Source organism: Coleofasciculus sp. G2-EDA-02 (assembly GCF_040226375.1).
Lineage (GTDB): Bacteria > Cyanobacteriota > Cyanobacteriia > Cyanobacteriales > Coleofasciculaceae > Coleofasciculus.
In genome coordinates this window covers 1-11,076 of sequence record NZ_JAVKEW010000060.1, presented here as the reverse complement: position 1 = coordinate 11,076, position 11,076 = coordinate 1, and the positions used below count along the sequence as shown (strand labels likewise).

Annotated in this window: 9 protein-coding genes and 1 pseudogene; 4 read left to right on the top strand and 6 right to left on the bottom strand. The window is 46.2% G+C overall.

Going from position 1 to position 11,076, the window contains the following annotated elements:
• Nucleotides 1-128: 128 nt before the first annotated feature.
• Nucleotides 129-347: pseudogene (locus tag RLO19_RS06030) on the top strand (RNA-guided endonuclease InsQ/TnpB family protein); the annotation flags it as partial.
• Nucleotides 348-754: 407 nt separating this feature from the next.
• A complete protein-coding gene (locus RLO19_RS06025; RefSeq protein ID WP_446354734.1) occupies nucleotides 755-2,332 on the top strand; it encodes a sensor histidine kinase in 1,578 nt (525 codons plus the stop codon).
• 232 nt (nucleotides 2,333-2,564) lie between these two features.
• Here RLO19_RS06025 and radC read toward each other — a convergent pair whose 3' ends face one another.
• The 3 genes from radC to RLO19_RS06010 form a co-directional block, all read right to left on the bottom strand.
• Nucleotides 2,565-3,296: a RadC family protein gene (gene radC / locus RLO19_RS06020; RefSeq protein ID WP_446354732.1), complete on the bottom strand. Its 732-nt coding sequence runs from the start codon at nucleotides 3,294-3,296 to the stop codon at nucleotides 2,565-2,567.
• 313 nt (nucleotides 3,297-3,609) lie between these two features.
• A complete protein-coding gene (locus tag RLO19_RS06015; protein WP_446354730.1) occupies nucleotides 3,610-4,371 on the bottom strand; it encodes an HAD family hydrolase in 762 nt (253 codons plus the stop codon).
• 168 nt (nucleotides 4,372-4,539) lie between these two features.
• Entirely contained in the window at nucleotides 4,540-4,794 is a 255-nt protein-coding gene (locus RLO19_RS06010) for a GlsB/YeaQ/YmgE family stress response membrane protein (RefSeq protein ID WP_446354728.1), read from the bottom strand.
• A 522-nt stretch (nucleotides 4,795-5,316) separates the two neighbouring features.
• Between RLO19_RS06010 and RLO19_RS06005 the strand changes: the two genes are divergently transcribed.
• A complete protein-coding gene (locus RLO19_RS06005) occupies nucleotides 5,317-5,808 on the top strand; it encodes a pentapeptide repeat-containing protein (protein WP_446354726.1) in 492 nt (163 codons plus the stop codon).
• Nucleotides 5,809-6,053: 245 nt separating this feature from the next.
• Here RLO19_RS06005 and RLO19_RS06000 read toward each other — a convergent pair whose 3' ends face one another.
• Nucleotides 6,054-6,665, bottom strand: coding sequence for a Uma2 family endonuclease (locus tag RLO19_RS06000; RefSeq protein WP_446354724.1), 612 nt, complete (start codon nucleotides 6,663-6,665; stop codon nucleotides 6,054-6,056).
• Nucleotides 6,666-6,840: 175 nt separating this feature from the next.
• Between RLO19_RS06000 and RLO19_RS05995 the strand changes: the two genes are divergently transcribed.
• Nucleotides 6,841-7,419, top strand: a complete 579-nt coding sequence (locus RLO19_RS05995) for a fasciclin domain-containing protein (RefSeq protein ID WP_446354722.1) — start codon at nucleotides 6,841-6,843, stop codon at nucleotides 7,417-7,419.
• A gap of 178 nt (nucleotides 7,420-7,597) precedes the next feature.
• Here the strand turns inward: RLO19_RS05995 and RLO19_RS05990 are convergent, their stop codons facing one another.
• Both RLO19_RS05990 and RLO19_RS05985 read right to left on the bottom strand, forming a co-directional pair.
• Nucleotides 7,598-10,249, bottom strand: a complete 2,652-nt coding sequence (locus tag RLO19_RS05990) for a DUF3536 domain-containing protein (protein ID WP_446354720.1) — start codon at nucleotides 10,247-10,249, stop codon at nucleotides 7,598-7,600.
• A 498-nt stretch (nucleotides 10,250-10,747) separates the two neighbouring features.
• On the bottom strand, nucleotides 10,748-10,993 hold the full coding sequence (locus RLO19_RS05985; protein WP_446354718.1) for a hypothetical protein: 246 nt from the start codon (nucleotides 10,991-10,993) through the stop codon (nucleotides 10,748-10,750).
• Between the last annotated feature and the right edge of the window lie 83 nt (nucleotides 10,994-11,076).

Genomic DNA, 11,076 nt, shown 5'->3' with positions numbered 1-11,076 from the left:
CATCTGAAACCCTTGGTATTACGTTAATTTGTGCCAAAACTAAAAAAGTTGAAAGGCGCACGGATATATAACCGATAAGTTATACAACTCTATCAATGCCTATATACTACACAGACAAGTTAGAGTGAAAGTCTTACCGTAATGGCAAGACTTTTAAATGTGGGCATTGCGGTTGGCATGGGGATGCCGACTTTAATGGAGCCAATAATATTGCACTTGTGGGGCTGTCTATAAACCAGCCTGGAGGCACGGGGTTATCGTGCAAGTTGAACCGAACTGTCGAATATGTTCAGCAAAGCTTGTTTGATGACTTCAGGGCTACTGAAAACCCAGACCTCCGCTCTTAGCAGGTCTGGGTAGTTTATATCAGCAACTTGTCCATCTGTAGGAAGAAAGAATTGTCTGAATTGTGAAGAAATTATGAATTATGCAGGATGGGGTAGTCGAGGCGGGTTTAATCAAATTTGGGTAAGGCAAGAAACGATAGTAGTAAAACCCGCCCCTACACAACCCTGATAACTCCATCTGATTCCTATCGTCTGTGCCCTGAGCAAAGGACGAATGACGAATAACAAAGGACAATCCACGGAAATTGCGACTCATGGGTTCGGTTCTACGACCCCAGAGGGATGATGAGTGCCAGTATCCTCATAGATAGACAAGTAGAACTGGTTGTTCATGGGGATAGATAGCGGTGCAAAAGTGGTTGTTACCAAACATCAGTGAAGTTTTAGCTCAGAATACGCAGACTGGAGTGAACAATCCGGTCGAATCTCAGGTTGAACCTGCGAAGGTTGTCATGGATAAAAGACAGCGCAGTGAGACTAGTCGCCGGATGATAGAACAGAGGCGATCGCAACGAGAATGGCAGAGTGCGATCGCGTCTCTGGAACAGTTACTCTTACAACTCCTTTGCCAACGGGATCAAGCCGACCATTCAACCTCCCTAAACGGGTTAGTTTTAGCTGGTCCTGCACCCGTTTTAAGTCATTCAGATCTCCTTTCCCATTTCCAAACTGGGGTGTTTACCACTGAAACCGTAAACCCCTGGAGTTTTATGCCCTTTCAATTGCCTCCAGCTCAACCGGAAAGGACTCAATGTACGGTTAATACCACATATCAACTCCGGTTGTTTCCGGCTGACTCGTTGAGCACAGAGCAGTTTTGTTTAGTCTTTACCCGTGGCTTTAGTTTAGTCATGGCGGCGGGAGAAGACCAAAATGGTGTACCTGGGTTTCGCTTCTCCTTTGATCCAAATGATGTGCAAAAAGCTTGGGCGTCTCTTTATCCTCGGTTGTTATTAGCCAATCCCCATCAACTGAGTTATTTAAATACATTAGTTAAGCAGTTTGCCCCCCAGCGCCCAGATTATCAGATTGTTATGGAATTTGGGCGTCATTTGCTACAAAATATGCCCGAATCTTCCCCGGAAATTAAGAATGAAACCATAGCTGTAACTCCGAGTAATTCAGTCACTCAATTATCTAAAGACCCCTCTTACAGTGAGACAATTGAAGACCGGGATTGGCAACCCTTAGCTAAATCAGAAACCCGTGTCAATCATCGAGTATCCCAGCTCCGGGAAGCCACCCCAGACATTGAACTTCTGCAAGCTTTAACCCATGAAGTCCGCACACCGCTGACGACGATTCGCACGTTAACAAAATTATTATTAAAACGTCGAGATTTAGCGCCAGAAGTTATTCGCCGCCTGGAAATTATAGATCATGAATGTACAGAACAAATTAACCGCATGGAGTTAATTTTTAAAGCCGTTGAATTAGAAACAAAAGCGGTTAAAGCAGCTCCTGTTAATCTCACATCAATGTCGTTGGCTCAAATTTTCCAGAACAGTATTCCCCACTGGCAAAAGCAGGCACAAAGGCGTAATGTCAGCTTAGATGTCGTATTGCCGCAAAATCTGCCCACAGTAGTGAGTAATCCCTCAATGTTGGATCAGGTATTGACGGGTTTAGTGGAGAATTTTACCCGCACCTTACCTGCAGGTGGTCACATTCAGGTGCAGGTAACACCCGCCGGAGACCAGTTAAAATTGCAATTCCAGTCTCAACCTGACCCAGAAAATTTGGGGAATGCTGATGCGTTGGGACAGTCAACCTGCCAGACGTTAAAATCAATTGGTCAGTTACTAATGTTTCAGCCAGAAACAGGCAGTTTAAGTTTGAATCTGAACGTGACCAAGCACATGTTCCAAGCATTAGGAGGTAAATTAATTGTGCGTCAGCGACCCCAAGCGGGAGAAGTGATGACGATATTTCTGCCCTTGGAAGTTGGGCATAATAGCGCAAATCAAGGCGGAATATTGGTATAGTTTCGGGGTTGATCAATGGATAATTAATAATTGATAATTGACAATTGATTAATTGGGTCTAAGACCTCTTCGTTTACGAAGAAATTAAAAAAGATTTTCCTTAATTTCAATTCTCTTCTTTTAAGGAGAGGTCATTATCCATTGTTCATTATCCATTGTCAATTTGTGAACCCATTTGGGTTAAGTCAACAATGCCTAATGTAGATAGATGCTCTGGAAACACTTTCAAAGGTTAAATATCTTGGGGGTATTCTTTCCATAATGAAGTCGTGATATTTAGACTTCGATAATCGCCATCTCCCAAAATCAAGTGATCCACTAAAGGCACATCGATTAGCTGCGCCCCCTGCAAAAGCTGCTTGGTCAGAAAAATGTCTTGCTCAGAGGGTTCAACACTACCTGTTGGGTGATTATGCGCCACAATAAACCGTGTCGCTCCATGGCGCAAGACGGCTTGTAAAATTTCACGGGGACAGGCTAATGTCTGTGTTGCTGTACCAATCGAGATGAGTTTAATCCCCAATAAGTGATTTTTCACATCCAACAGTAACACGGCAAAACGCTCCTGAGTTTGCCACATTAACTCATGACTCAAAGCCGCCGCCGCCGCTGTGGGGCTGTCAATTATTGTGCCTTCTGTCGGGCGAGACTGAAAGGCTCGTTTTCCCAGTTCAATGGCGGCTAGAATGGTGGCAGCTTTAGCGGGTCCGACGCCATGGATACGCATTAACTCCTGGGCTGAGATATCTCGCAATACTGCCATGGGATCGCGCTCATCTTGACTCAATTGCTGCAAAATATATTGTCCTAAACCTACTGCTGAAAGTTTACCTTTTCCCTGACCTGTGGCAAGCAAAATGGCAATCAGTTCCGCCGTCGCCAAATTTTTGGCACCAATCGCCATTAATCGTTCGCGTGGACGTTCGCTAGCAGGAATATCCGCAATTCTAAGGCTATAGGTCATAACGCTACCCCATCACTCCGGGACAAGCCGGTCATTATCAGGTTCGGTTGAATACTTACACTTTGGTACTCTTTAAGGCAGATGGCAGAATGCTCTAGGGCGGAAGGTAAGGAGTAAGGTGGCAAGGTAAAAGTCAAGAATCACTGTCTAGACGGACATGATATCATGGCTGCAATTGAATTGCTATATTAATAGAGTTTTGGACTCAAATTCGTAAAGTTAGGTGATTGAGGATTGGGGATTGGGGAAGAGGGGATGAGCCGCCATTAATTGTAGTCTTTTCACAGCTAACTGTGGTAACTGAACCGAGGCTCTAACGGTGATGTAGATTGTTCAGGAGTTTTATATCAACATATCGGCTATCTCCAGCATCTCCGGCGAGAACGGTAAAGGGTTGATCAGGTTCTCCGAGATGATTTAACACGAGTATCGCTTGGGCAAAATCTTGGTCTTTTGTATAGTTGTTGACTGCAATCATCGTGGTGATACCCGCTTGCGTCGCCGCAATTAAACCCTGATCAGAGTCTTCTATCGCTAAACAATCTTGGGGTAGCAAATCCATCTGCCGCAGTACATAGTGGTAAATATCTGGGGCGGGTTTTTTCGCCGGGACGATATCACCCGCCGCGATCGCGTCAAACCACGCCGGACTCTCCTCCCCTAGGGTATGCTGCAAAAGGGCGGTTATATTAGTAGGGGCGGTAGTGGTGGCGATGGCTAACCGAATTCCTTGCGATCGCGCCGCTTTAATCAATCGTTGCACACCGGGACGCAGGGGAATAGCCCCCGTGGCGATAAGTTGCTGATAATGGTGAGTTTTCGCCCGGTGCAGATTTGCAATGAACTCGTCGAAATTGGCGGGAGGTGGAAAATCAGGGCGGTATTGGTTCAAATAAAAGCGGATACGTTCTTTCCCGCCAGCAACTGCTAGTAATTCACCGTAGAGGGAAACAGACCAATCCCAATCAAATCCAGCTTCAGCAAAGGCGTGGTTAAATGCTTCACGATGTCCGTCTTGTTCTGTATTCGCTAATGTCCCATCTACGTCAAAGATTAATGCTCGAAGTTTGGTCATTGGTCTTATGTCACTGGTCTTATGTCAGCAACTATACCGACATAAGATGGAAACATGCAAGCGGCTTCTGGAAGCGAACAAAACCTTTCTCTGGGAAAAGAGTCGGACAAACAACGTAAAATCCCCCGATTTTTAATCAGGGGAGCAGCTTATCTGATCAAGGGATGACTAAGCGTTTTTCGTAACCAGACCGTAGATAAACAAAACGACCATCGCGCCTACAATTGCCACGAGTAAACCCCACCAAGTAAAGCCTGTAAAACCTACTCCAAAAAGCAAGTTACCAATCCAGCCTCCAACTAAAGCCCCAACGATTCCCAGTGCTATGGTAGCGAGGATACCACCGCCTTGGTGTCCTGGATAAATTGCCTTCGCGATCGCGCCAGCGATAATTCCTAAAACAATCCAGGCTAAAATTCCCATAGTAATGTCCTCCTTAGTTTAATAGTTTAATGATTAATCAATCAGATTTTAATCAACATAGTTTTTAGATTATCAAGAAATGTCTTGAAGCTTATCTATCCTAAGAAAGAAGGTTTAAGAGCGATTTACATTACTTAAATAAATGTGAGATTATTTTCCTCTCTTAAAGTGAAAGAATATGTGACACCCTCGGATGTACGCCTCCTTTCTTTATGGATGGAGTGGTGCGGGCATCTTGTGCGCTAACCTACCTAGGTATTCTGCGTTAATCTACTTAGGTATTCTGCGCTAATCTACTTAAGTGGCACGGCTAAACTTGGGGAATAGATTTGACGATTAAATCGGGCGCAAGCTCTGTGCGCCCCTACGGTTTCCGGGTGTAAGCGTCATCCACTAAATTAGGTGTGCCACGCCACTACATACGTCTTGCACGCTTGCTACCCCCGCTTCCTGAATTTGACCGACTCAACACTAATCAGATTTAATAGGGGAAAAGAATTAAGGTCAATCAGGCAATTTGAGATGATTCTTCGCCAACTGATAGCATTCCTAGTCGCGATCGCCCTATTTGTTCATCCTCTATCTGCTCAAGCGGCTGACTATCCGCCTCCCTTATCCTACAGTCACGCCCAACTCACAGGCAAAGACTTTTCCGGTCAAAATTTACAGAGGGCTGAATTTGCCAATGCCAATTTACAGTTAAGTAATTTTGCCTATGCTGACTTGCGAGGTGCTATTTTTAGTGGGTCAGTGATGACTAATGCTAATTTGCACAGTGTGGATTTAAGCTATGGCATGTTAGATCAGGCAGATTTGACGGGAGCAGATTTAAGTGATGTGATTTTAGTCGAAACTCTCTTACTTGGATCAGTGTTTGATAATACATTAATTACAGGTGCTGACTTCACCGATGCCCTTCTAGATGGCGCACAACTGCAACAATTATGTCAGCAAGCTTCAGGGATTAATTCTAAAACTGGCGTAGCCACAAGGGATTCTCTCGGTTGTTCTTAATGTCTGATGGACGTGGACAGGAAAAGAATTGGGGGATTTTTTCAGAAGATTAAATGCACTCAATTATCTAGATCTTTTGTTCATCAGCATTCCGGCGTAACGTCTCTACAACAGTTCGCTTGTCCTAATCGATGTGTCTAATGCTATATGAGTTAAAGTTATCCAACCCAAGGCTTGGTAAACGTCACCTTTTGATAGGGGATAGTGGTTTTGAATAAGTACTGTTTCAGTAGAGTTGGGTTTTGTCATGCTCCAGCGCTAAAGACTTGTTTGGCTGTCAAGTTCAATTCTAGGAACCTTGGAGAATCGATGCGGTCATCTCCCCTGAACTGACTAACCTGGTACTCATCCTCAACAAGTTGGTAGACTGAAAAAGTGGGTTGTTTTGGATTGCCAATAAATCGTCTACCACCTAACCCCAAGTAATCAACAATCCAATATTCTGGAATCCCCATTTCTTCATAATCTCTGGCTTTAGTCAGGTAATCATCTCGCCAGTTAGTGCTGACAACTTCTACTGCCAATTTGACTGACTTTCCCTGTGAGATAGTTGATGATTTTTTCCAAAGTGATTCATCGTGCAAGGCGTTTTTGTCTAAGACGATGACATCGGGCTGATAACCTGATGCAATACTAGGAGGTTTGACGAGGTAGGTTCTGGGAATAAAGTAGGGTAGACTTTGGCGATCAATTTCTACATTCAGCTTGCGGTTGAGAAAAGCGGCAACCTCTTCGTGGTCTCCAGTGGGATTCATTTTAACTATAACTCCCTCATACAGTTCATAACGCCCTCGTCCATCGGGATACCATTCCAGAAACTCTTCAAATGTTAGTAGGTTGGGTGCCGACTGAATCATGGCTTAAGTTCCTCTAAAATCCTCGTCGATCTAATCATATCCAATGCCAATAATTTCCTTAACAGCTTTAGAGTATGAGTCTGGACTCTGTACCTGAGAAAGAAGCATAAAGTCTGAATTCAGACTAAAGTAGTATACAAATCGTTATAAATACCTGCTCTGAGGAGAAAAATTCATGCCAGCCCGCTCTTTTACTTCCACCTTGAGGAAACTAACCGCCTGCTTAAGTCTTGCCAGTCTCGGTACCGCGATCGCATTGCCAGCCAACAGCATCACCGAATCCCCTCGCCTCTTGAAGGCAGAACCCGGACTCCACCTGATTGCTCAACGAGGCGTAAACAATATAGCTGATGAACTCGAAACCGCCAACGACGCTTTCTCCACCCTAACGGCTGCAATCAAAACCGCCGGACTCACCTCAGCACTGGCGGGGAGGAGACCAATTACCATTTTTGCCCCCACAGATGAAGCCTTTGCTGCTTTACCAGAGGGAACTGTTGCAACTTTACTCCGACCCGAAAACCGCTCTCGATTAACTGAAATCCTCACGTATCACGTTGTTCCCGGTAACATTAACACCTTTGGCTTAACCCCCGGTTCGACCTTACGGTTAACCACCCTAGCGGGTAAACCCTTAACCATAAGAGTCAGCGATGCTAGCGAAGTTTTTGTCAATGGTATCCCCGTGGTTCTGGCAGATATTCCTGCATCTAACGGCATGATTCATGGGATTAGCGCAGTTCTATTGCCCTAGGGATTGGGGATTGGGGATTGGAAAACAGGTGATTAGGGAAGTTTAGAGGAAAGTAGGGGCGGGTTTAGGGCATTCGCCCAAGCTATTGATGATAACTTTTGTTCAAAACCCGCCCTGACCGAGTTTTGAGTTAACTCCCTATTTCTCCCATCTCCCCTATGTCCCCTATCTCACTCGTTTAAATCAACTGACTTAACCAAGGACTCACTTCCACAGACAAAAGTTGACCAAGCTGAAGCAACTGGCGCAGTCGGATAATCGTCCAAGGATTTGTCGCCGTAAGCTGCGCCTGATGTCCATTCTTCTGCTCACTCAGGCGTTGGGCTTGAATTGCCAGTTCACATTGCGGCACGATTGAGGTGTGTAAACAGTTGAAATAGAGTTCTTGACAACGGTCTAAAGATAAACCGAGGTTCAGCCGATTGCCAATCTCAATCAGCCGATCAATCTGACGGATATCCTGGGCGAGGGTATCGGGATCACCCTCATGCAAAAGTTGCCACAACCCTCGCCAAATTAATCTCTCCAGAGTTAGCTTGGCTTCTGGGATATTCAGGTGACACCGTAAATGTCCCGCTTCTGTGGCGATCGCTTCCAGTTCAGCTATCTGAGCATTGATAGCTTGGGGATCGCTCACCTCTATGTCTAGGGCTTTAATCGCAATCAGGCAACGGTTGGACAAAGCAATTTCTGCTGCCACTTGCAATTCTTTCGGTACGGGCAATTCATCCCGATGGAATGCCATCAAAACGCCGTAATTATCCCGGTACATCTGGTTATAAAGCTGATCTAATCGTGTCAGGGTTTCCTGACTAATTAGCTGCATAATCCGTTGTCGCTCTTCAGCAAACAGATTTTGTAAACTAAACGACTGCTCACCAAACATCTGATTCATTGCCAGAATCGTATGGGCAGCACTGGCTTGCTTGAGCGCCTCAAATATCTTGTCCCTCAACTGGGTATATGCCCGACGCCCGGTAAAGGGTTGAATACAGCAGTGGAAGTCCCAGCCGCCGATATGGAGAACAGCAAAAACTAATTCCATATTTTCCCAAGTAATCTCAGACACCAGTCGCAATTGACCCACTGCCAACGTCAGTGAACCCATACGTTGGAGTTGATAGTCAAGCTGATGCGCTTGGTAGCAGTAGATCCGTTCTTGTTGGGCATAGTTGGTAAATAAGGAACTAATCGCGTAATGGGCGGCAACTTGTTTAAACGTAATTTGCGCCGACACCACCAGTTGCCGATAGACCACATCCCCGGTTTTAAAGCAGTCTATATTACTCGGTGCGAGGTAAAGGCGTTCCAAGAAACCTAGCTCAAGCTGGATACCCGCCACCTCTCCAGCTAACTCCAACGCCCGCGCCGCATAGCGTAAAATCTGTACCCCTTCTGGCCCGGATATTTCCTCAAAGAACCAGCCGCAACTGGTGTACATGAGCATGGCGTGGCGTTGCATTTCCAATAGCCGCAGGGCGTCGATTTGTTCCGTGGGAGAGAGAGGCGCAACGCTGTGACGGTTAAGAAATTCCTCCACCTTTTCCAAAGAGCGATCGCGAAGCACTTGGATATACTCATCCCGCGCCGCCCAAGGATCGCGGAAAAACTGACGGACTCTCTCGTCATACACCGGAACTAACTGATCCCGCAGCCAGTTCAGGCTTTCTCGCAGGGGACGCCGCCATTTCTGATGCCAACCACCGCCGCCACCACAGCCGCAGTCATCTTGCCAACGGTTGACGCCATGGGAACAACTCCAAGCGGTTACGGGTTTGAGAATAACTTCCCAAGTCGGCGGACTGATGCTGAGGTAATGGGCATAGTTGGTCACCGTCCAGTTACGGTGGGGAAAGACTTGAGTAAAGGCATGGGCGATACACATTTCTGTGTGGCGTTTGTGATGTCCGAAGGTTTCCCCATCGGTTGCCACACTGATAATCTGGGAGGGACGGTGATCCCCATGAATCGCGATCCCTAGACGACCGGCGAAATGTTCGGAACTACTAAGAACATCGCTAAACCCCATATCCCGTGAGATGGGACCGTCGTAGAAAAAGATGTCGATAAATTCACCGCTTTCGAGGAAACAACGGTAAGGGCGGCTGGGATCAATCTGACCTCCACCCACTTCATGCCATTTAGGATCAGGATTGTCTTCTGTCGGCAGAGGGCGACAGCGTTCGGCTTGGGACGGTGCAAGAATGATAAACTTAATCCCTTCTGCCACTATAGCTTCCAGGGTGGGGTAATCAACCGCCGTTTCCGCCAGCCACATTCCTTCGGGATCACGACCAAAGCGAGAGCGGAAATCTTCCATTCCCCAACGAATCTGGGTGTATTTATCCCGTTCATTGGCGAGGGGTAAGATGATATGGTTATAGACTTGCGCGATCGCATTGCCATGACCGTTAAGCCGTTGACAACTCTTGCGATCTGCTTCCAGTATCCGCTCATAAACTTCCATGTCGTAGCGTTCCAACCACGACATCAGCGTCGGACCAATGTTAAAGCTGAGATATTCAAAGGTATTAACGATCTCCACCACTTCGCCGTAACCATTTAACACCCGTGCAAAGGCATTGGGGCGATAGCATTCGTGGTGAATTCGTTCATTCCAGTTGTGAAACGGTGCCGCCGAGGGCTGACGTTCAATGGTATCCAGATAAGGATTTTCACGAGGGGGTTGATAAAAATGCCCGTGAACAGTTATGTAGACGCCCCTGGCTGTCTGCAGGGGATCGTATGCAATTTCAGCCTCCTCGGGTAAGGTCGCGATGGGACTGATTGCCGCAGCTTGTGAAGCTGAAAGTTCAGCAGCAGAAGTCATTGAAATCACCAAATTCCACAGAAAACGAGTCAGACCGGTTCCCCTACTCTACTAATTTTCGCTCTTGAGTAGGGATGATTTGAAAGATTAGCTAAACGAATTTTGGGTTGAAAGCTAGCCATTTCAGTAGGGAACGCCAGCCCAGTAGAGACAAAATCATTCGCACAAGTTGCTAAACTTGCATTTGGGGATGAACCTGTAACAATTTGTGCCTTTAATCTTGTATTCAACCGCAATATTTACTGAAAATCGATGAAACTTAATAGAACTTGCGATAAATTCACACAAGTTAACGTATCGCGGAAGTCCCCACCCTCAACAGACGGATTTTCGTAGCCGTCAGGCGAGAATGAACGGCTTTCGGGTGGGGATTACTAGCGGGAAACCGGAGGAACGGAGGTTTCCAATACATATGGCAACGGCAGTCTATCAATTGAGTCTTCAATCAGTTGAGTAACCGTCTTATTTTGCGTTGCAACTATTAGCACGCTAATATTATCATTTGATTGGTTGCTGACCCGAAGAGGACGTATGGACATCAGACAGGCTAATTCCGAAGTAGCAGTAATATGCTGGTTCCGCTCCAAACATCGCAGCCAAGGAAAGAATATGACCACTGGTTCGTAAGGTTACGCCCTGCGGTAAAAGAAAAGCCAAGCCATGTTGTACGAACAAAGAATAACGCCTGCGGAAGGCGGGTTGCTGCCTGGGTTCACTCTTTGAGGTGATGTAGAGACGTAGCATGCTACGTCTCTACAGGGCGAGAGATGCTGTGTAAGACCAATTTGTAGCAATACAAAAAGGCAACGGCAAGCGAGACAGGAAGC